This is a genomic window from Planococcus sp. CP5-4_YE, assembly GCF_019042655.1.
Lineage (GTDB): Bacteria > Bacillota > Bacilli > Bacillales_A > Planococcaceae > Planococcus.
The window spans coordinates 347,830-368,811 of sequence record NZ_JAHPZO010000003.1; the positions used below are offsets into that span (position 1 = coordinate 347,830).

At 48.6% G+C, this 20,982-nt stretch carries 22 protein-coding genes and 1 riboswitch; of the genes, 7 read left to right on the forward strand and 15 right to left on the reverse strand.

The annotated features are described in order from the left end of the window. Positions 1–61: 61 nt before the first annotated feature. On the reverse strand, positions 62–1,369 hold the full coding sequence (locus tag KTG14_RS06105) for a DRTGG domain-containing protein (protein ID WP_216970091.1): 1,308 nt from the start codon (positions 1,367–1,369) through the stop codon (positions 62–64). Between the two features lie 164 nt (positions 1,370–1,533). Next, entirely contained in the window at positions 1,534–2,214 is a 681-nt protein-coding gene (locus tag KTG14_RS06110) for a metal-dependent hydrolase (protein WP_216970092.1), read from the reverse strand. 90 nt (positions 2,215–2,304) lie between these two features. On the opposite strand from KTG14_RS06110, the gene KTG14_RS06115 reads away from it, so the two are divergent. Next, the gene (locus tag KTG14_RS06115; protein WP_216970093.1) at positions 2,305–3,402 is read left to right on the forward strand and encodes a M24 family metallopeptidase; all 1,098 of its coding nucleotides are present in this window, start codon (positions 2,305–2,307) and stop codon (positions 3,400–3,402) included. A 60-nt stretch (positions 3,403–3,462) separates the two neighbouring features. Here the strand turns inward: KTG14_RS06115 and ald are convergent, their stop codons facing one another. Beyond that, on the reverse strand, positions 3,463–4,578 hold the full coding sequence (gene ald, locus KTG14_RS06120; protein WP_216970094.1) for an alanine dehydrogenase: 1,116 nt from the start codon (positions 4,576–4,578) through the stop codon (positions 3,463–3,465). Between the two features lie 299 nt (positions 4,579–4,877). Here ald and KTG14_RS06125 point away from each other — a divergent pair, with 299 nt between their 5' ends. Continuing rightward, the gene (locus KTG14_RS06125; protein WP_216970095.1) at positions 4,878–5,378 is read left to right on the forward strand and encodes a universal stress protein; all 501 of its coding nucleotides are present in this window, start codon (positions 4,878–4,880) and stop codon (positions 5,376–5,378) included. 57 nt (positions 5,379–5,435) lie between these two features. Here KTG14_RS06125 and KTG14_RS06130 read toward each other — a convergent pair whose 3' ends face one another. Next, positions 5,436–6,374, reverse strand: coding sequence for an NADP-dependent oxidoreductase (locus KTG14_RS06130; RefSeq protein ID WP_216970096.1), 939 nt, complete (start codon positions 6,372–6,374; stop codon positions 5,436–5,438). A gap of 105 nt (positions 6,375–6,479) precedes the next feature. Further along, positions 6,480–6,523, forward strand: a riboswitch (PreQ1 riboswitch). 8 nt (positions 6,524–6,531) lie between these two features. Here KTG14_RS06130 and queC point away from each other — a divergent pair. From queC to queE, 3 genes are read left to right on the forward strand one after another with little or no spacing between them, the layout of a single operon-like run. Then, positions 6,532–7,194 carry a 7-cyano-7-deazaguanine synthase QueC gene (gene queC / locus KTG14_RS06135; RefSeq protein WP_216970097.1) on the forward strand — a complete coding sequence of 221 codons (663 nt, stop codon included), beginning with the start codon at positions 6,532–6,534 and terminating at the stop codon, positions 7,192–7,194. After that, on the forward strand, positions 7,191–7,613 hold the full coding sequence (gene queD, locus KTG14_RS06140; RefSeq protein ID WP_216970098.1) for a 6-carboxytetrahydropterin synthase QueD: 423 nt from the start codon (positions 7,191–7,193) through the stop codon (positions 7,611–7,613). Before queC ends, queD begins: the two co-directional genes overlap by 4 nt. After that, complete coding sequence (gene queE, locus KTG14_RS06145; RefSeq protein ID WP_216970099.1) at positions 7,610–8,317, forward strand: 7-carboxy-7-deazaguanine synthase QueE; 708 nt, start codon at positions 7,610–7,612, stop codon at positions 8,315–8,317. The genes queD and queE overlap by 4 nt, the downstream gene beginning before the upstream one ends. Before the next feature lie 78 nt (positions 8,318–8,395). Here queE and KTG14_RS06150 read toward each other — a convergent pair whose 3' ends face one another. From KTG14_RS06150 to ezrA, 11 genes are all read right to left on the reverse strand, one after another. After that, positions 8,396–8,725: a zinc ribbon domain-containing protein YjdM gene (locus tag KTG14_RS06150; RefSeq protein WP_254178007.1), complete on the reverse strand. Its 330-nt coding sequence runs from the start codon at positions 8,723–8,725 to the stop codon at positions 8,396–8,398. A gap of 94 nt (positions 8,726–8,819) precedes the next feature. Next, positions 8,820–9,239, reverse strand: a complete 420-nt coding sequence (locus KTG14_RS06155) for a universal stress protein (RefSeq protein WP_216970100.1) — start codon at positions 9,237–9,239, stop codon at positions 8,820–8,822. A gap of 123 nt (positions 9,240–9,362) precedes the next feature. Next, complete coding sequence (locus tag KTG14_RS06160) at positions 9,363–10,286, reverse strand: class I SAM-dependent methyltransferase (RefSeq protein ID WP_216970101.1); 924 nt, start codon at positions 10,284–10,286, stop codon at positions 9,363–9,365. Between the two features lie 53 nt (positions 10,287–10,339). After that, positions 10,340–10,846 carry a thiol peroxidase gene (tpx, locus tag KTG14_RS06165; RefSeq protein WP_216970102.1) on the reverse strand — a complete coding sequence of 169 codons (507 nt, stop codon included), beginning with the start codon at positions 10,844–10,846 and terminating at the stop codon, positions 10,340–10,342. A 36-nt stretch (positions 10,847–10,882) separates the two neighbouring features. Further along, complete coding sequence (locus KTG14_RS06170) at positions 10,883–11,452, reverse strand: RDD family protein (protein ID WP_216970103.1); 570 nt, start codon at positions 11,450–11,452, stop codon at positions 10,883–10,885. Between the two features lie 14 nt (positions 11,453–11,466). Continuing rightward, complete coding sequence (sppA, locus tag KTG14_RS06175; RefSeq protein ID WP_216970170.1) at positions 11,467–12,477, reverse strand: signal peptide peptidase SppA; 1,011 nt, start codon at positions 12,475–12,477, stop codon at positions 11,467–11,469. 61 nt (positions 12,478–12,538) lie between these two features. Next, on the reverse strand, positions 12,539–13,471 hold the full coding sequence (gene rarD, locus KTG14_RS06180; RefSeq protein ID WP_216970171.1) for an EamA family transporter RarD: 933 nt from the start codon (positions 13,469–13,471) through the stop codon (positions 12,539–12,541). Positions 13,472–13,598: 127 nt separating this feature from the next. Then, positions 13,599–15,173 (reverse strand): acyl-CoA synthetase MbcS, encoded by a 1,575-nt coding sequence (gene mbcS, locus KTG14_RS06185; RefSeq protein ID WP_216970104.1) that lies wholly within the window; start codon positions 15,171–15,173, stop codon positions 13,599–13,601. 268 nt (positions 15,174–15,441) lie between these two features. Beyond that, positions 15,442–16,644 carry a tRNA uracil 4-sulfurtransferase ThiI gene (gene thiI / locus KTG14_RS06190; protein ID WP_216970105.1) on the reverse strand — a complete coding sequence of 401 codons (1,203 nt, stop codon included), beginning with the start codon at positions 16,642–16,644 and terminating at the stop codon, positions 15,442–15,444. Then, the gene (locus KTG14_RS06195; RefSeq protein ID WP_216970106.1) at positions 16,641–17,753 is read right to left on the reverse strand and encodes a cysteine desulfurase family protein; all 1,113 of its coding nucleotides are present in this window, start codon (positions 17,751–17,753) and stop codon (positions 16,641–16,643) included. The genes thiI and KTG14_RS06195 overlap by 4 nt, the downstream gene beginning before the upstream one ends. A gap of 57 nt (positions 17,754–17,810) precedes the next feature. Further along, a complete protein-coding gene (gene ezrA, locus KTG14_RS06200) occupies positions 17,811–19,505 on the reverse strand; it encodes a septation ring formation regulator EzrA (protein ID WP_216970107.1) in 1,695 nt (564 codons plus the stop codon). A gap of 150 nt (positions 19,506–19,655) precedes the next feature. Between ezrA and hisJ the strand changes: the two genes are divergently transcribed. Together hisJ and KTG14_RS06210 are read left to right on the forward strand one after the other, a co-directional pair. Then, a complete protein-coding gene (gene hisJ, locus KTG14_RS06205) occupies positions 19,656–20,456 on the forward strand; it encodes a histidinol-phosphatase HisJ (protein ID WP_216970108.1) in 801 nt (266 codons plus the stop codon). 29 nt (positions 20,457–20,485) lie between these two features. Beyond that, the gene (locus tag KTG14_RS06210; protein WP_216970109.1) at positions 20,486–20,965 is read left to right on the forward strand and encodes a GAF domain-containing protein; all 480 of its coding nucleotides are present in this window, start codon (positions 20,486–20,488) and stop codon (positions 20,963–20,965) included. Positions 20,966–20,982: the final 17 nt, after the last annotated feature.

Sequence of the window (20,982 nt, forward strand, 5' to 3'; positions counted from 1 at the left end):
GAGAGGTTGTTTTTTTGATTGGCACAAGCCAGGGACTGCTATCTTATTAAAACAGCGCTCTTCAGCGGTCGAGTAATTGGAAAGTCAGCATCGCTTTGCCAATCACTTGCTGTTCGTTCAGCACTTCGACATCAACTTTTGCTGATTTGCGGCTGATGTCCAGAATTGTCGGCCGGATGATCAATGCCGCGTCCAGCTGCACAGGTTTCAGGAAATAAACGGTCATGTTTTCCAGCACGCTGTCTTTGCGGTTTTTTGTCTTGAGTGCCGTTGCCGCCGCTTCCGTCAGCACCATTGTATAAGCTCCGTACGACAGCGAGCCGTACGCGTTGGTCATTTGGGGCGTGACGCGAAATTCCAGGCTGAGCTTGTCTTCTTGCACTTGGTTCAATTGGCTCTTGATAATGTCGTCGATCGTCTCGCCTTGTTGGGGCTGGCGCTGGGCCGTTTGGATTGCTTTCAGTACATCCTGCCGGCTGATGATGCCCATCAAATGATGGTGGTCGTCAGTGATCGGCAGTAAATCGATTCCTTCCCAGATCATCCGGTGCCCTGCTGCCGCAACGCTCGTCTGCAACGACACAGTAATCGGGTCCTTGGTCATCACTTTATCAATCAATTCTGTATCTGACGCGCCGATGACGTCTCGTGAAGTAACGATCCCGACCAGCCTGCCGCTGCTGTCGACGACTGGAAAACCGCCATGAGTAGTTTCATTGTTCAGTTCATTGTAGCGGCTGATCGGATCTTTAACGTGAAGAAAATGAGTGTTTTCCAGCGGGATCAAGATGTCTTCAATGAGCAGAATCTCTTTTTTGATCAATTGGTCATAAATCGCCCGGTTGATCATCGTCGCTACCGTAAAGGTATCGTAGCTAGTAGAGATGACCGGCAATTCCAGTTCATCAGCCAGCTTTTTCACTTGGTCAGAAGCGTCAAAGCCCCCTGTCACAAGAACCGCTGCCCCTGCCTGCAAAGCATATTCATGGGCTTTGTAACGGTTCCCGACAATGAGCAGATTGCCTGCCTCCGTATAGCGCATCATGTCTTCGAGCTGCATCGCCCCGATGACGAATTTGTTCAATGATTTATGAAGCCCGGCACGCCCGCCGAGCACTTGGCCGTCTACGACTTTGACGATTTCCGCGTACGTCAGCCGTTCGATATTCTCTTTCTTCTTGCGCTCGATGCGGATGGTGCCAACCCGTTCGATCGTCGAAACCAGCCGCTTGTTTTCCGCTTCTTTAATAGCCCGGTAAGCGGTGCCTTCTGATACTTGAAGCTCTTTGGCAATCCGGCGAACGGAGATTTTCTCCCCCACAGCCAAAGTCTCGATATAGTCCAAAATCTGTTCGTGTTTCGTCGCCATTGTTTCACCAATCTTTCTGCTATCCTCTACCCCTTAGTTTATCATAATCCGAATGGAAGTCGACAATCCGGCAGCAGCCTTTGAAAAGCAAGGCTTGGCTCTCGGTAATAAAAAAAAACAGGCAAGGGAATGAATGTCTCCCCTTGCCTGCTTGCTATCGTATTTTATAAGTCGATGCTGTCTCCAGGCTCCATGATCCGGACTTCCGCCTGCTTGACTGCTTGCTTGAATTGTTCTGGGTCCTGCTTGATCGGCGGGAAGGTGTTGTAATGGATCGGCACCGCCGTCTTCGGATTGATCAGTTCCACGGCATAAGCCGCATCTTCCGGGCCCATGGTGAAGAAATCGCCGATCGGGAAGAACGCCAAGTCGATCGAATGGCGTTTGCCAATTATCTCCATGTCCCCGAACACTTCCGTATCCCCAGCATGATACACCGTCTTCCCTTCCGCTTCGAACAGAATACCGGCCGGCATGCCGCCGTAGATGACTTCCCCGTCTTCTGTCGTATAGGAGGAGCTATGGAACGCTTTCGTGAATTTCACTTTGCCGAATTCGAACTCTTTGGCGCCGCCGAGGTTCATTCCGACTGCCTCCAAGCCTTGCCCGCTCAGGTAATTCGCCAGCTCCACAGGCGCCACAACGACTGCACCGCTTGATTTTGCGATGTCTACCGTATCGCCGACATGGTCGTTATGCGCATGCGTCAACAGAATCGCATCCGGTTTTTCTTCGCTTGCTGTCAGGTCCGTCAATTCGTTTCCGGTGATAAACGGATCGATGAGGATCGTTTTGCCTTCGGTTTGAATTTTGACAACCGAATGGCCGTGATATGAGATTTTCATGATATCCCTCCAATAGAGTTTTGGCTCATGGCTTTCTGCTGTTTTATACCCTGATTTTTGATATGCTACACATGAAGGGGAGGAATACATATGAACAAATTGACTAACTTGCAAAGTTTTTTGAAACAGCAGCAACTCGATGCGGCGCTCATTACCGACCCGCACAATGTTTTCTATTTAACCGGCTTTAACAGCGACCCGAAAGAGCGCTTGCTCGCCGTCATGGTGTTTGCTGAGGCAGAACCGTTCCTCATCTGTCCGGCCATGGAAGCGCCTGATGCAAAAGCTGCCGGGTGGACGGGTGAAATTGCGGGACATGCCGATACGCAAGACGCGATGCAAGTATTGTACGAAACAGCAGCCAACCGCAATCAGCCGATAGAGCGCATTGCTATCGAGAAAGCGCATATGATCGTCGAGCGCTACGATGCGATCAACCATTATTTCCAGTCGCCCGAAATCCATTCGATCGATGCCCAGATGAACGTCATGCGCGTCATCAAAGATGAAGCAGAACTCGACATCCTGCGCCATGCCGCCTCGCTTGCGGATTACGCGATCGAAGTAGCAGCCGACGTGATGCAAGAAGGGATGACCGAAATCGAATTGATGACCGAAATCGAAACGGCATTGAAAAAACGCGGCATCACCCATATGTCGTTTGACACCACCGTCCTGACAGGCCCGAAAGCCGCTTCTCCACATGGCAAAACAGGGCAACGCCAAATTGAACGCGGCGATCTCGTGCTAATGGACCTTGGCGTCATTTATGAGGGTTATTGCTCGGATATCACCCGCACATTGGCGTTCGGCGAACCGAGCGAACAAGCGAAAGAAGTATACGATATCGTCAAGCGCTCAGAACAAGCAGCACTTGATGCGGTGCGACCTGGCGTTACAGCGGCGGAACTTGACGGGATTGCCCGCAAGACCATCGAAGACGCAGGCTACGGGGAATATTTCACGCACCGCCTTGGCCACGGCCTTGGGATTTCTGTCCATGAATTCCCGTCGATCCATGGAGGCAACGATATGCCGCTAGAGGCGGGCATGGTATTTACGATCGAACCCGGCATTTATGTCACGGATCAAGTCGGCGTGCGCATTGAAGACGATATGGTCGTCACAGAAGACGGCTACGAAGTGCTGACCAAATATCCGAAAGAATTGACCATCATCAACCGATAAAAAAAGAGCTGTTCCGAAAATCCGTATGGGGGATTTTCCAGGAACAGCTCTTTTCCATTATTATTGAAGCAATTCGTCGACTGATTTGTATTGGAGGCCTTGATCGTCAGCGACGGCTTTATACGTGACATGGCCATCCATCGTATTGACGCCTTTTTTCAATGCTTCGTTATCGAGGACTGCTTGCTTGAGCCCTTTATTGGCGATTTGCACTGCGTAAGGGACCGTTACATTCGTCAAGCCGATCGTCGATGTGCGCGGAACGGCACCCGGCATATTCGCAACGGCATAATGAACGACGTCATGTTTTACATAAGTCGGTGCATCGTGAGTCGTGATGCGGTCGCTTGTCTCGAAGATGCCGCCTTGGTCGATGGCAATATCCACTACGACAGAACCTGGCTTCATCGATTTGATCATGTCTTCAGTGATCAATTTAGGTGCTTTCGCTCCCGGAATCAATACCGCTCCGATGACCAGATCCGAATTTTTAACCGATTGCGCGATGTTAAGTGGATTAGAAACCAATGTTTGCACATCTTTGCCGAACAAGTCGTCCAGTTGGCGCAAGCGTTCAGGGTTCAAGTCAAGGATCGTTACATCAGCGCCCATCCCGATCGCCACTTTCGCAGCGTTGGTTCCAGCTACGCCACCGCCGACAATCGTCACTTTACCGCGCGAAACGCCAGGGATGCCACCAAGCAGGATGCCGCCGCCACCGTGAATTTTCTCAAGGAACTGGGCACCGATTTGCGTGGACATGCGGCCAGCCACTTCGCTCATCGGCGTAAGGAGCGGCAATGAATTATTTGAAAGTTGGACCGTTTCATAAGCCACGCCTGTCACTTTCGATTCAAGCAAAGCATTCGTCAATGCCACTTCCGGCGCCAAATGCAAGTAAGTGAAGAGCACTTGGCCTTCACGGAAATGCTTGTATTCGCTAGCTACCGGCTCTTTCACTTTCATGACCATATCCTGCGCCCACGCTTGGTCAGCATCAGCGACGATGACAGCACCAGCTGCTTCATAATCAAAATCCGTAAAGCCCGATCCAAGCCCCGCACCGGATTGGATGAAAACTTCGTGGCCGAAAAGTGCCAAGTTTACTACTCCTGCCGGTGTCATAGCCACACGATTTTCATTGTTCTTAACTTCTGTAGGTACCCCGATACGCATTACAAAACCCTCCATTATATTGTGTCTGAAATAATAAAATGAACCAAACTATCAGCATTTGAAACCACATCCATTCTAACAGATTTTATTTGATATTGCTCCATTAATTTGTGTTATCAAGAGATAATTTTTTAACCGTCAAAAGAGCAAAGGAAAGCGCTTGCATAATGATGTAAAGATATATCCATATAGCGAAAGAAAATAACTTGGTAAATAAATCGATAAATCTACCTCTTTTAGGAAGGAACAATTTGCCCATGCCTCGAAAGTTACAGTATAGACAAAGGAGGAATGTACAGATGACATTAAAGTATAATCAAATCATGGTAGCTGTCGACGGATCGAAAGAAGCGGAATGGGCTTTCAAAAAGTCTATCGGTATCGCCACACGCAACCATGCGACGTTGAACTTGGTAAACGTAATCGATACCCGGTCGTTTGCCGCAATTGAAGCTTATGACCGTTCGATTGCTGACCGCGCCCAGAAATTCGCCGAAGACTTACTTGGGGATTATAAAAAGGAAGCCGAAGCTGGCGGTGTTGAAAAAGTCAATATCGTGGTCGATTACGGTTCACCTAAAACGATGATTCCCCGCGAACTGGCTGAGAGAGTTGAAGCCGATTTGATCATTTGTGGAGCTACCGGCTTGAATGCTGTCGAGCGCTTCCTCATCGGCAGTGTATCAGAACATATCGTCCGCTCTTCAAAATGCGACGTACTTGTCGTCCGTACAGATGAAGCACAAAGCGATGCGCCAGAAGATTACTATTCAGAAGAACGTTCAGGCAAACCTGAATGATAAACAAGAAAGCACGCGGCATCTAAGCCGCGTGCTTTCTTGTTTGTGACCAAATAATCAGTCCTTCACTTTAATAACGATTTTACCTCTTGCATGATGGGATTCGCTTAATTCATGCGCTTCGCGCACACCTTCTTCTGTCAATGGATAGATGTGGCCGACTTCCGGCTTAACTTCACCACTGACGAATAAATCGCCTAATTTCTTTAGTTGCTGGCCATCTGGCTCAAGCCAGAAACTACTCACTGTAATGCCCAATTTCTCAGCCTTCTCTTCATCTGGCTGTCCGGCAATACTAACGAGCCGCCCGCCGCGCTTCAGTACACCGTAGCTTTTTTCCAAGGTCTCTCCACCCATTGTATCCAACACGAAATTAAAATCTTCAAGGACATCCGAGAAATCCTCTTCGCGATAGTCGATGACGTGGTTTGCACCTAGAGAAGTAACCAATTCATCATTTTTATCACTCGCTGTCGTTGCTACATGGCAACCGATGCTATTGGCGATCTGGATAGCCATGCTTCCAACGCCGCCTGCCCCTGCGTGAACAAGCACTTTATCGCCTTTCTTGATATGCCCAATCTCCACCAGACATTGCCATGCAGTTAGCCCAGTCAATGGAATCGCCGCGCCTTCCTCGAAACTCATGCTTTCCGGCATGCGCGCCAACAGATTTTCATCAACGGGGACAAATTCTGCATACGTTCCTTGACGCGTGGTATCCGGGCGCGCAAAAACCCGGTCGCCTGGATGATAATGCCTGACCTCATCGCCTACTTCTTTGACGACTCCGGCAACATCCCATCCGAGAATGATCGGGAATTCCCATGGCAGCATTTCTTTCAAATAGCCTTCTCTCAGCTTCCAATCAATCGGGTTGACTGAAGTTGCGTGAACTTCCACCAACACTTGATGCGCTGAAATGGCTGGCGTTTCCACTTCACGTTCTTTCAATTGCTCTTTTCCTCCGTACTGGTCGATGACTATAGCTTTCATTTGCAGCCACTCCTCCCTTTTACCACCTGTATACCCTGACTCCATTTTACTACACCTAAAAAAGCACAGGAACCTGCCTAATTATGCTATTATGGTAACTGTTTCATAAAAGAGGTTCGCAAACTCCCTCTCTAAAAAACTAAGGAGCTGCATTTAAATGAAAAATGAAAAAGCAGTCGTTGTTTTTAGCGGCGGGCAAGATAGCACTACTTGCTTATTTTGGGCGCTGGAACAATTCAGCGAAGTGCTCGCCGTCACTTTCGATTACGGTCAGCGCCATGCGCAAGAAATCGATCATGCCAAACGCATCGCAGAGACGCTGGGTGTTTCGCTTCAGGTCCTTGACATGGGGCTCATCAACCAATTATCCGCCAATGCCTTGACACGCGATTCGATTGAAGTGGAAGAGCAAAAGGATGGCCTTCCTTCCACTTTCGTTCCAGGACGCAATCTATTGTTCCTGTCTTTTGCGGCAATTTACGCCGATGCATTTGGCGCGCGCCACCTCGTGACCGGTGTCAGCGAGACGGATTTCAGTGGCTACCCGGATTGCCGGGATACCTTCATCCGTTCGCTCAATGTCACGCTCAACTTATCAATGGACAAGCAATTCGTCATCCATACGCCGCTCATGTGGCTCGATAAGGCAGGCGTCTGGGAATTGTCCGACGAGCTTGGCGCATTCGATTTCGTCCAGACCGAAACCTTGACCTGCTACCACGGCATTCCAGCGGTAGGCTGCGGGACATGCCCGTCCTGCGTGCTGCGAAACGAAGGCTTGAAGACGTATCTGGCCCAAAAGGCAGGTGCAGAAGCTTGATGCAGCAATTCTATCCAGCTGTCCCGCATCCATATTGCTTTGAATTGAATAAAGATATGCATTTTTCCGCCGCACATTACATTCCTGCAGATGAAGCAGGCAAATGCGCCAAAATGCATGGCCATACCTACCATTTAAATATCACGATTGCCGGCGACCAATTAAATGGAACTGGCTTTCTCGTCGACTTTAAACATTTAAAAGACTTGATCCACAAACGCTACGACCATAGCGTATTGAATGACCATCCGGAATTCGCCGACACATTCCCGACGACCGAACAGCTTGCACAACAAATACACAAGCTAATCCAGGACATGCTGGATCTTTCGAATAACCAGCCGGCTTGTGTACAAGTCATCGTCAGGGAAACACCGACCAGCTATGTCGTCTACCGGCCGAAAAAGGTGTCTTCATGAAGATCCCTGTAATGGAAGTCTTCGGTCCCACAATCCAAGGCGAAGGCATGGTCATGGGACAGAAGACGATGTTTGTCCGGACCGCTGGCTGTGATTATTCCTGTTCATGGTGCGATTCCAAATTTACTTGGGATGGCACGGGAAAAAGTACTGCGATGACCGCAGATGACATTGTCCTACAGCTCGAGGAGCTCGGAAAAGACGCCTTTTCACATGTCACCATTTCAGGAGGCAACCCGGCACTTCACAAAGGCATCACGGAACTGGTCGCCTTATGCCAAGAAAAAGGCTGGCGCACAGCTGTTGAAACGCAAGGCAGCATCTGGCAAGACTGGCTATCGGAGATTGATGAAGTCACCGTCTCTCCGAAACCCCCGAGCTCGGGCATGATTTTGGACTACTCTAAGCTGGATGCCATGCTCGGCAAGCTATCATCAGCTCAAGCCAGCTTGAAAGTCGTCGTTTTTGACGAAGCCGATTTCTTTTTCGCGGAACAGTTGCACCTGCGTTATCCGTTATTCCCATTCTTTTTGCAAGTCGGCAATGACGATACCCAGACGACAGAAGACGAAAAGCTGGTTCAACATTTGCTCGGGCGGTATCAATGGCTGATCGACAGGCATTTGGTTTCCGCCCCCCTTAACGACGCAAAAGTGCTGCCGCAACTCCATACACTGTTATGGGGCAATAAGCGCGGCGTATAAATAGCATCAAAAAACCGGCCATCCTCCAATAATTAAGGGGGGCCGGTTTTTACTTTAGTGTGAGCCACACTCAAGGAATCAGGCTTTTTTCACAAACTGCGATTTCAGCTGCATCGCGCCGAAGCCATCGATCTTGCAATCGATATTATGGTCTCCGTCAACGAGCCGGATGCTTTTGACTTTCGTGCCGATTTTCAAAGTATTGGAACTGCCTTTCACTTTCAAATCCTTAATGACTGTGACAGCGTCCCCGTCCTGCAAAACATTTCCGACGGCATCGCGCACCGCTTCCTCTTGCAGTTGTTCAGCCGGGTTCCATTCATGTGCACATTCCGGACAGACCACCATTCCTGCATCTTCATACGTATACTCACAACCGCATTTCGGGCAATTCGGCAACTCCATCATCTATCTACTCATCTCCTATAATTCACGATGCTTTATTAGGCATCGACAGATGTTCTTAGTATACCAAATCACCGCAAGGCGCAAGGGACAATTTTCATTTGACTACAAGTACAGGGCATTCTGCATGATTGACAACTTTATGGCTAACGCTGCCAAGCATCACTTCACGGATCGGCGACAACCCGCGACTGCCGATGACAACAAGATCATATGCCCTTTCCTTGGTCATCTTAACGATGGCCGGGCCTGGTATACCATGCAACACTTCAATTTGGTGAAATACTTTTTCCCTGTCGAGCATTTCAACAACTGGCTGAATTTTTTTCTTTCTGGCCAAATCGAATTCCATCGCTGATGCGTCGTGAATCACTTCATTCTCATCTTCCTTATAATCCGATACATAGACGACCGTCACTTCCGACCCGTCGGCCAAACTAGCGATCTTCACTGCTTCTTTAGCTGCACGAATGGAATTTTCCGAACCGTCAACGGCCAATAAGATGTTCTGATACATACTCCCACTCCTTTCAAGCTAATCGTTCTCTTGCCTCTTTACGCTATTCGCCGTTTGCTTGAAAGTTCCTGCCTTTTTCCAGAAACGGAAAAACCGGCCCTATCCGAATAGGGCCGGCTGATTTCATGATTTGTTTTCTTTGAACCATCCATTGACTTGCGTGAAGAATTTCGCCATCGTTTCTGGCTTCGACATATTCGGGACGCGTGCAAGGAGCACTTCTTTTGGTGCTTTCAAGCCGTCCTGTTTCTTCTGTAAAACCAAAATGGCCTTGGCATGCTGGGCATTTTTGAAGATGTTCTCCGGCAGCTCCATCACGGCTTGGATATGCGCCTGTTGTTTGAGGAAACTGTGCAATTGCCCGGCAAGCGGCGACTCGAAAATGTTCCGTGGAATGACAAAGAACAAATAGCCACCTTCTTTTGTATGCTTCAAGGACTGCTCGATGAACAGGTGATGGGCATAGGACATGCCTTCTTCCGCTTTCAACTCATAATTCGAGGCAGTTGCTTCGTCCGGATAATAACCGACCGGCAAATCAGAAACGACGCAATCGACTGGATCGATCAACAACGGCTGCAAGGCATCCTGCAGATAAAACGTCACTGGCTGCTCGATCAAATTGCCGATATTCGAAGCCAGGCGGATCAACAAATCATCCAGTTCGACAGCTGTCCCGCTCATGCGGCCGTCTAAATAATTCATCACCGTAAATAGCAAATTGCCTGTGCCCGCAGCCGGGTCCAGGACAGTCGCCTGTTGTTCCTTGACGAATAGCTCCACCAGATAACCAATCAATAAGCCGAGAGCATCCGGCGTCATTTGATGATGGGGCTGAACATGCTCTTTCATGCCTTTCAAAATTGACAGCTGCAGCGCTTTTCGCATATCTTCTTTTGTTGCGCCTTCTGCGATAATCAATTGCCCGTCCAGCCAGCGCTCCGTCGTCGTGAGTAAACTTTCTAAATAGGAACTGTCTTCCTGTTTTTGGATTGACACAGTTTCATTGTCAATCGCCGTAAAAATACTTTCCATAGATGAATTCATAAATCTCCGTCCTCAATAAGGAAACCCACTCGGCTAGAGTGGGTTTCTTGGTATTAGTTTGTCAGTTTCTTAACTGCTTCGAGTGCTTTGTCGTAATCAGGGTGATCGGTGCCTTCTGACACATATTCCACGTATGCCACTTTGCCGTCTTTATCGACTACAAAAATGGAACGTGCCAACAAGCGCAGTTCTTGCATCGTCAAGCCGTAAGCTTCACCAAACGACAAGTCGCGGTGATCGGACAATGTTGTAATTGAATCTACACCGTTGATTTCTGTCCAGCGCTTCTGCGCGAATGGCAAGTCACAGGAAACCGTAAGTACTTCGACGTCTTCTCCGAGTGATGCCGCTTCTTCGCTAAAGCGTTTCGTCTGATCAGAACATACTCCTGTATCAAGCGATGGCACGACACTAACCAATAGCACTTTGCCTTTGAAATCCTCCAAAGACTTCGGTTCCAGGCTGTTCGATAGCGCCGTGAAATCCGGTGCCTGATCGCCCACTTTCACTTCATTGCCTGGCAATGTTACAGGGTTTTGCTTGAATGTGATTTGTACCAAATTGCAACGCCTCCCTTTCAGATTACCTTCATCATACTAAATGCTTTCACTCTCTTGCAACTGAGACCCTTCCAGCCGTTTCCTCGCCATCTGCTGTTTCCGGTAGGATTCCTCGTGAACCACTGTCGTATCCGCAATAAAATCATGCACGCCTTGCTTCAATGGCGTAAAGCCGACAATCCAGTATAAAGGCAAGATCGTCACCGATATGAAGCGGCCGATCCATTCGCGGAACAGTAAAGTAGACCAGGATAAACGCTCTGTTTTCAATGAAACCACGCGCAGGCCGAAAATCATCTTGCCGACCGTTTGCGCGAAAAACTTGGTCATCAAGACAAAATAGCCGTAAAAGACAATTGCTGTCAAGATCGCATAAGGGGCGTACCATGCCGTCTCAGCCGTCTCCCACCCAAAGAGCGCAAACAGTGGGCGGATTAAAATAGAAGAAACTGCTGAAATGACCAAGATATCCATCAAATACGCCCAAAAGCGCATCCAGAAACCAGCCGGCTTGCGTTCATAAAAAAGGATTCTATCGTTTTCCGGCCGGACCGGCGGAGTTGCAGCCGCTCGCTCCGCCGCATCATTATTGACGTGATCAGTCATGCTTCTCCACCTCCTTAATTTTCACCGTATAGATACATCATGCGCGGGCCACTATTTTGGGACAGCATATCCGAGATGAACTTCGTTTCCATATCCATGCCGAAGAATGATCCAGCCTTCATTGCGAACAAGGAAGACCAATCATCACCGGCACCGTATTCGAAAACTTGACCATCCGCTAGATCGAAATCGTCGCGCATCGCCTGGATGACATCTTCTGCAAAACCAAAATCATCCGCCAGGTTCGCTTCAACTGCTTGGCGTCCATTCATGATGCGCCCGTCCGCGTATTCCTTCACTTCCGCTTCGGTCATATCGCGTCCTTCTTCGATGACATCAACGAATTCTTCATAAGAACTATCAAGCATCTCTTGTAAAAGGGCACGTTCATCATCAGTCATTTCACGTGTCGGGCTCAAGATGTCTTTGTATGGGCCTGATTTGATGGTGACAAAATCTACGCCGTAGCGCTCTGCCAACTCACCATAATTGACGCTTTGCATGATTACGCCGATCGAACCTGTCAAAGTTTCTTCGCTGACGAAAATCTTTTCAGCCGGAGCGGCAATATAATAACCGCCTGATGCAGCCATTGCACCCATCGAAACATACAACGGCTTTCCGGTTTCCTCTTGGATTTCCTTAATCTTATCGTGGATCTGAGCAGACTCAACGACCCCTCCACCAGGGGAGTTGACTTGCAAGACAACACCTTTGACGCTGCTGTCTTCCTTAACTGCTTGCAATTGCTCCATGAACAAATCATGGTTATAGCCAGCAGCGGCAAACAAGGAAGAATCCCCTGTGTCTTGAATCGCTCCGTCGACATTCAATACGGCAATCCGATTGGACGCATCGCCGGATTCCACCACTTGTTCATTTAAAGCTGTCTGTTCCATTCCTGTCCAATCGTCAAAGCCTGAAGTGAAATCCGACTGCAGCACTGAAAAGGCCGAGTTAATGACCAGTGATATCCCCAGCAATGCGGCAGCAGCCACTAAAGCAATCCATCGTTTTGTGTTCATCATGTTTCAGTTCCCTCCTTAAGTATTCCTTTTAACTATACGCAATAGCATTCAAAATGTTTCATTTTCCGCTAAATTCAGCCCTAACTAAATGGCGATTTTTTCTTGTCCGCCTCGCCTCAACGATTTTCGAGCCGGTGAACAAGATCAAGGCACTCCAGATGAACGAAAAGGAAATGACAGATATCAAGCCAAATTTCTCACCGTAAAGGAAGACGCCGATCAACAGCATCAGGCTTGGGGCAATATATTGAAGGAAGCCGATCATGTACAGTGGAATCAACGGTGCACCCATGGCGAATAATAACAGCGGCACCGCCGTCAGAAATCCACTGAGGACGACGAGCAGATCGGTCGACACCCCGCTATGCAGAAATGCTGCGCGGTCGATTGAAAACAAATAGACGTAGTAAGCGGTCGCAAACGGCAGCACAAACATCGTCTCAATCGCGAGTCCCCTAAGTGCGTTTAATCGGATGGTCTTTTTGATCAATCCGTAAAATGCAAAGCTAAATGCCATGCCGAGAGCCAGCCAAGGCAGCGTCCCATAGGAAATCGTGATGACCGAGACGCCGATTGCGGCAAGAACGAACGCAATTTTAACTGCAGGCGACAGTTTCTCCTTTAAAAAGAACGAACCGAGCAGTACCGAAATCAACGGATTGATGTAATAACCGAGGCTCGTTTCAACGATTCGGTCGTTGGTCACAGCATAAATATAAAAAAACCAGTTGGCGGAGATGAGGAAGGAAGCAAGCATAAGAAGAAAGAAGGTTTTCTTCGACTTCCATAAAGACTTTATATCATCCATAAAGCGCTTGCCGCCCCCTGTCAGCACAATAAAGCCAAGCGTCAGCCAAAACGCCCAAAAAATACGCCCCGCCAATAACTCATCAGCGGGCACATGGTCGACTTGCTTCCAGAATATCGGGAGAAATCCCCAAATCGTATAAGTTAAAATCGTCAGCAATGTTCCTTTTTTTTCTTCAGTCATCTTCGCATCGCGCACCATTCTTAAAATATTTTTATTCACGAAATAATAGACCCATTATATGCCTGGCCTATTGGAAAGTAAATACAGCAAAAGCCCCCGATACATACGGAGGCTTTTGGCTAAAATATTATTTTTTTGCGTTTTCGGCTTGCCGCAGTTCGACGCGGCGAATCTTGCCGGATGCGGTTTTCGGCAACTCGCTGCGGAACTCGACCGCGCGCGGATATTTATAGGGCGCGGTCAATTCCTTTACATGGTTTTGGAGTTCCGCAATAAGCTCTTCTCCGCCTTCACGCCCTTCAGTCAAGACGACGAATGCTTTTACGATCGTCCCGCGGATTTCGTCTGGCGAACCAACGACGGCACATTCTTGCACGGCAGGATGCTTGACGAGTGCATCTTCCACTTCGAACGGCCCGATTGTGTAGCCTGAGGAAATGATAATGTCATCGCCGCGGCCTTCAAACCAGAAAAATCCGTCTTCGTCTTTTGACGCTTTGTCGCCCGTCACATAATAATCACCGCGGAACTGCATTTGCGTCCGCTCGGCGTCTTTGAAATATTCCTTGAACAGAGCCGGCGTCTCGATGTGCACAGCGATGTCCCCGACTTCTCCAACTCTACAAGGCTCGCCATTGTCGTCGATGATTTCCACCCGGTTGCCTGGCGTCGGTTTACCCATCGAGCCTGTACGCCCATCTGTACCTTTCATCGTGCCGACAAGTAAAGTGTTTTCAGTCTGCCCATAGCCGTCGCGCACGTCCAAATCGAAATGCTTGCGGAACACATCGATCACTTCGGCATTCAAGGGCTCACCGGCCGACACGGCACTGTGAAGCACGCTTAAATCGTATTTTGCCAAATCTTGCTGTTTCGCCATCAGGCGGTATTCTGTCGGCGTGCAGCACAGCACATTGATTTTCCGCTGTTCCAGCAACTCCAAATATAGTGCAGGGTCGAATTTGCCGTTGTAGACAAATGCCGTCGCTCCGCTCCCGAGCGTGGCGAGAAACGGGCTCCAAATCCATTTTTGCCAGCCCGGGCTCGCCGTTGCCCAAACTAAATCGCCTTTTTTTGCACCAAGCCAATGCTCTGCTGAAGTGCGCAAATGCGCGTAAGCCCAGCCGTGGCTGTGGACGACGCCTTTTGGGTTGCCGGTTGTCCCCGACGTATAGGACAGAAACGCCATATCGTTATTCTTGGTTGGTGCCGCATCGTAACGATCAGAGGCCGAAGCCATTTCGTTCGTCAACGAAATCCATGAATCCGATCCTTGGCCGATGACGAAATTCGTCAGCCCCTCCATTTCTGCGACTCCCTCGAATTGGCTCAGAAATGGTTCATACGCGATGACCGCTTTGGCTTCGCTATGGTTCAGGCGGTAAGAAATGTCTTTCGCCCGCAGCATTTCCGAACTTGGAATGACCACGAGTCCTGCTTTCAATGCCCCTGTGTACATTACATAGGCTTCGATGAGGCGAGGCACCATGACCAATACCACATCGCCTTTTTTCAGCCCTGCCGCTTCGAAACTGTTCGCTGCACGGTTCGCCTGTTGGATTAATTCATCATATGTAAGTTCTTTCTTTTCCCCTTTGTCGTTTTCCCAAATGATCGCTTTGCGCCCATCTCCTGTTGCAAAACGTTCGAATTCCTCCACCAAATTATAGTTTTCAGGTGCCAACAATTGTTCGCGTTTCATTCCAATCTCCCCTTTGCCAATGAACTGATATTATTCTTATATTATTATACAATAAATATTTAATTATTCAAAATAATTATTTAAAACAATCAAACCTTAAATCTTAAGGATTTTCTAGCTCCCCCCCTTTGACTTCATTCATTTCCTTCCAAAACCAATATCAATATTTCAAGTGATTGTTCTAATAGAATAACGAATTAATGTCACAACAAAAGCCCAACCAAGAACAGAAAGCTTGTTCTTGGCTGGGCTTTTCGAATGCATAGGATTACAGCAAGTCTTCGAAACTTTGTTGTTTATTTCTTGGGAATTCGATGATCTCGCGTTCTGCTACAGCTCGATCGATCATTTCGTCGAACGATACAAAGCTCTCGTAATGCTCCACTTTATCCGTTTTCGGTTTCGTTTTCGGGTTGGCCGGCGTGAAGATTGTGCAGCAATCCTCAAATGGCCGAATGGAAATATCGTATGTGCCGATTGCTTGCGCCGTTTCAATGATTTCAAGTTTGTCCTGCGCAATCAACGGGCGCAAAATTGGCGTCGTCGTCACGGCGTTGATCGCCTGAAGGCTTTCGAGCGTCTGGCTGGCGACTTGGCCGAGGCTTTCACCGGTGATAATCGCTTTCGCATCGGTTTTTGCGCGCACAGCATCTGCTATGCGCATCATCATGCGGCGGGTAGATGTCATGGTGATATTATCCGGTACTTGTTTATGGACTTCTTGCTGGATTTCGGTGAACGGAATGATGTGTAAGGTGACTGGGGAGCCGAAGCCGCTCAATTTCTCCGCGAGATCGAGCACTTTCTCTTTAGCGCGCTCGGTCGTAAACGGCGGGCTGAAGAAATGAATCAGTTCAAGCCGTACGCCCCGCTTAAGCATTTGATATCCAGCTACCGGGCTGTCAATGCCGCCTGACAGCATCAAGAGAGCCCTGCCGCCAGCGCCAATCGGTAAGCCGGCTGCGCCTTGGATCGTTTCAGCCATCATATAAGCGGCGTCTTGGCGGATTTCGACATTCAAGTCGATGTCGGGGTTTTTCATCGCGACTGACAGTTCGGGCGTGTTGCCGAGTACATAACCGCCGATTGTGCGCATGATCTCCGGTTTTTCGTAAGGAAATTCCTTGTTTGGCCGTTTAACGGAAACTTTAAAGCTCTTGTCCGCTGTGTCCATCTTACTGACAATCGACAAAGCGGTATGCTTCATATCATCCAATTCCAGGCTGGTCTGTGTTACAGGGCTGAACGACTGGATACCGAATACATATGACAGGCGAGACAAAATATCTTCCATGCCTTGTTCATCGTCGCAGAACAGGAACATCCGGTCACGTTCTGCTTTGATGCGCAATGTCGGCGTGCCTGCGAATAAAGTTTGGATATTATTGCGGAGCCGTGAGATGAATGCTTTTCGATTGCGGCCTTTTGTCGATAGCTCGCCGTAGCGGATAAGAATTTGGTTGGTTTTCATGATTGTTCGACTCCTTTGATCGATTGATGCGCTTTATGGAAACGTTTCTTCAGTTTGATAATGTCTTCGTAGGTGGTCATGGCGCCAAAGCTGATGCGGATCGTGCCGTCTTGGTATTCGCGAGGCAAGCCGATCGCTTCGATAACATGGCTTGCTTGCTTATTCTTGGAAGAACACGCGCTCGAGGTGGAGACAATGATGCCTTCCTGCTGCAAGGCGCCAACCAGAGTCTCCCCACGCGCACCTTTTATGGCGACCGCTAGAATATGCGGCGCAGCGCGGGTCGGACTGACAATGTACAAATCTTTATAGTGTAAGAAAAAAGAACGCAATTCCGCATTCCATTCTAGGTGATTGGGGTTTGGTGTGGCAAGGCGCAATGCTTTTGCGAGTGCCGCAGCGTTAGGAACCGAGACAGTCCCGCTGCGGAGTCCGCCTTCTTGGCCGCCACCGAACAGGATCGGTTCGAGTTCCGCTTTATTCACTGCCAGCAGCCCGCTGTTTTTCAAGCCATGCAGCTTATGGGCAGATATCGTCAACAGATCCGGCTTCTCTTCTTGACGCAAAGGCAACTTGCCGGCACCTTGCACAGCATCAACATGGAAGAGCGCACGGTGATTTTTAAGCATGCTTCGAACTTCTGCCAGTGGATGTATTGTGCCGACTTCGTTATTGACTTGCATCAGGCTGACGAGAATCGTATCTTCGCGAAGCGTCTGGCGAAACTCTTCAAGATCAATCGCTCCCGTCTTGTCTACTGACAATAAGCTGATTTCATATCCTTCTTGTGCCAGTTGCTTCAACGGTTCGAGAACCGATGGATGTTCAGTTTTACACGAGATGATGTGACGCCCTTTTCCTTTATTGGCATAGGCAGCTCCGCGTATTGCCAAATTATTTGCTTCTGTGCCGCCTGACGTGAAAATGATCCGCTCATAACCGAGCAGCCCCTTGATCTGGCTGCGTGCCGATTCCAGCAAATCTTCCGCTTCATTTCCCAACCGGTGAAGCGAAGCCGGATTCGCGAAATAGCGGCTGCTTGCCTTCACATAAGTTTCGAGCACTTGTGGGTCGGGTTCGGTTGTTGCGCTATTGTCCAAATAAATCATTGCAATCCCTCCGAAAAGAAAACCACCAGCTCGTCTGCTGGTGGTTTCGTTATTTTCTTAGTCCTTATCTTTTACGAGCACTTCAATACGTTTCATCGAACCGGGTTCGAAATTCTCAACAGCTGTCGCCGCTTCTTCAAGCGCTTTCGTATAGCGCATTTGGCGGAACGATTCTTCCGCTTCCAAAAGATGGGCATGAAGCTGTGGATTCGTCTTCCGGTAACGGTTTCCATACTGGATGATGCGTTCCACAAGCAAGACATTTTCGACCATTTCTTTCGCTTTGATCTCCACATCCGTAATACTGGTTTCTGCCTGTTCCATATAATTATCGACAAGCTTCATATTCAGCGGCACTTCGCGGAGCGCGCGCATGGCGACAAACAAATGCTCTTCCGCTTCTTCGAGGCGGACATCCATATCTTCCGGAATGCCGGGGATATTCGCTTTATGCAGCATGCGATCGGTTTCCTGAAGGCGGCGTCTCAGTTCTTCTACATGAATGCGAGCTTTGTTTTCTTCGACGCGCAGGTTTTTCAATGCGTCGGTAAAGTCCATCTGTGTGGAATCGACGATGGTTAAATCTTCGCGGATATGCATCAGTTCGTCCTGGAGGCTTGAGTAGGCCGATTGGTCTTCTTCCAGTCGATTCGCCAATAGTTCGAAACGCTTCGCAAGCTGCTCGACTTTCTCGAGGCAGGTTTTCGGAATTGCCGCTTCCTGATCCGTAATTTTGTAGCTATGCTGGACGTAGCGGCTTTCTTCTTCCAGCTCCTGGGTGTCGCGGGCGACCACTTGCAGGTGGCGTTCCGTATCCATCAAGTGCTGGTCGATATAATGTTTTGCCGCCACTTCTTTTTCAAGCAGGTCATACATGGCATCGATGCGGTCTTTAATTTCGTCGACACGGTCCTTGCTATCGGTTACTTCCAAAGTTTCTAGCTGTTTTTTCAAGACAGCCAGCTCTTGTTCGATTTCTTCGATCTTTTCTGTCAACCCAAGGTGGTTGAGATAATACGACTGCTCTTCCATTTCTTGTTTACCTTGGCGTAGTTGCGTTAAATCCTGTGGGATCTTGTCATCGATTTCCGTCAGCATCATTGGGATATCGTCCACCAGCATGAAGGCTTCCATGCTGTCAGCCGATAAATTTATGACCGTCTCACGTGCTCTTAAGTAATTGCCTTCACCTGTCAGCTGATCGTATTCCTCAAAGCGCTGGACAAATGATTCTAGGCGTTTTTCGAGAGGCTCAGCGGCTGCGCCATATGAGGCCTTATGCGCGAGCAGGTTTTTGCGGGCGCGTACGTATTTTTCCTGGATCAGATCCATTTCACTGCGGTTCTTCTCTTCACTGCCGATCAACTCGTCCAGCTCCGCGAAAATGACTGCGATTTGCTGGTCAGCGTCGTCTATTTTCACTTCAGCTTGTTTTTCAAGCTTGGAGGCCTTCGGGAAGTTAAAGCGCTTGATCGATTCTTCTGCATCATAAAGTGTTGCGTCTATTTTGGGGATGTCGACATCCATGATTTCGTCCCATTTATTGCGCCAGCGCTCGAACATTTCCTCTGTCTGGCCATTCAAGTTCAATTGTTTCACTTTAGTAAGTTCTTCCATAATTGGTTTCTCTTTTAGTTGCAGTTTCAGTTGTTCCAGACGCTCGATTTCCGCATTGTGTTTTTTTCGAAACACCATGCCAATAATAAGCAGCGCCAATAGAATGATGACCGCAATGATGATATACTCCATCATAAGTCATTTAGCCCCCTGTTCCAAATACATTACCGGTTACATAAGTATGTTTAATGATTCTTTTATTTTAACATGTATTCTACTCTTTTGTTTGCCAAATTAGAAGAAAACAGGGAATAATTTTATCAAATTGAAAAGATGGTGAACTTTATGAATAAACGAGATGGCCATATCCATACACCGTTCTGTCCGCACGGTACTAACGATTCGTTCCGTTCCTATATCAAAAAAGCAGAAAAAAATGGATTTTTGGATATTAGTTTTACCGAACACGCCCCTTTACCAGAAGGCTTTACGGATACCACACCCGATCAAGACAGCGGCATGGAAATGGACGAATTGCCTGCCTATTTCGAGGCGCTCGATCAGGCGAAAGCTCACGTGACAGGCATGCGGATCCGCAACGGCCTGGAAGTGGATTTTATCCAAGGTTTCGAAAGGCAGACAGCCCAACTGCTCGAACAAGCAGGGCCAAAACTGGACGACGCCATTCTGTCGGTCCATTTTCTGCGCTATCAAGACCGCTGGATCTGCTCTGACTTCAGTGCGGAAGTGTTTATGGACCTTGCAAAAGATATGGGTTCTGTACAAGCCGTTTACGACCTGTATTATGATACGGTCGAAGCTTCCATATTGGCAGACCTCGGGCCCCATAAACCGAAGCGTATCGGCCATCCGACTTTATGCCATAAATTCCAGCATGTCCATCAGGAACAAATCGATGACGATGCGCGCATCCGTAAAATCCTCAGAATGATAAAAGAACATGGCTATGAACTGGATGTCAATTCCGCGGGGCTGTCAAAACCAGGCTGCCTGGAATTCTATCCGCCGGAGCCTTATATCTCATATGCACGTACACTAGGCATACCGCTCGTCTTCGGGTCCGATGCCCATAGTGCTGAAGGCTTGCACAAATACGCAGATCGCTTTTATACTGAACACTATTAAATAGAAACTTTTAGAAATGAGATGATTCCATGTTTGCTACATCCACTTACAGCGGCACACGCGAAGAGCAATACAACCTGCTCAATAAACAATTGGACGCCCTTCTTGCAGGCGAACCGAACCGCATCGCCAATTTGTCGAATGCTTCTGCATTGCTTGGCCAATTCCTTGACCGCATCAATTGGGTCGGATTTTATTTGATGGAAGACGGCGAGCTTGTACTCGGCCCATTCCAGGGAATGCCGGCTTGTGTCCGCATCCCGTTCGGAAAAGGGGTATGCGGCACGGCCATCGACAAAAATGAAACGATGCTCATCGATGATGTCCACGCCTTCCCTGGCCATATCGCCTGCGATGCTGCATCCCGCTCAGAGATTGTCATCCCTCTATTCAAAGACGGTGAAGCATATGGCGTACTCGACATCGACAGCCCGGAACTTGCCCGTTTTACTGAAGAAGACCGCATCGGGCTTGAAAAATTTGCAGAAACCTTATTGAAGCACATCTAAACGCACGAAAGATCCCG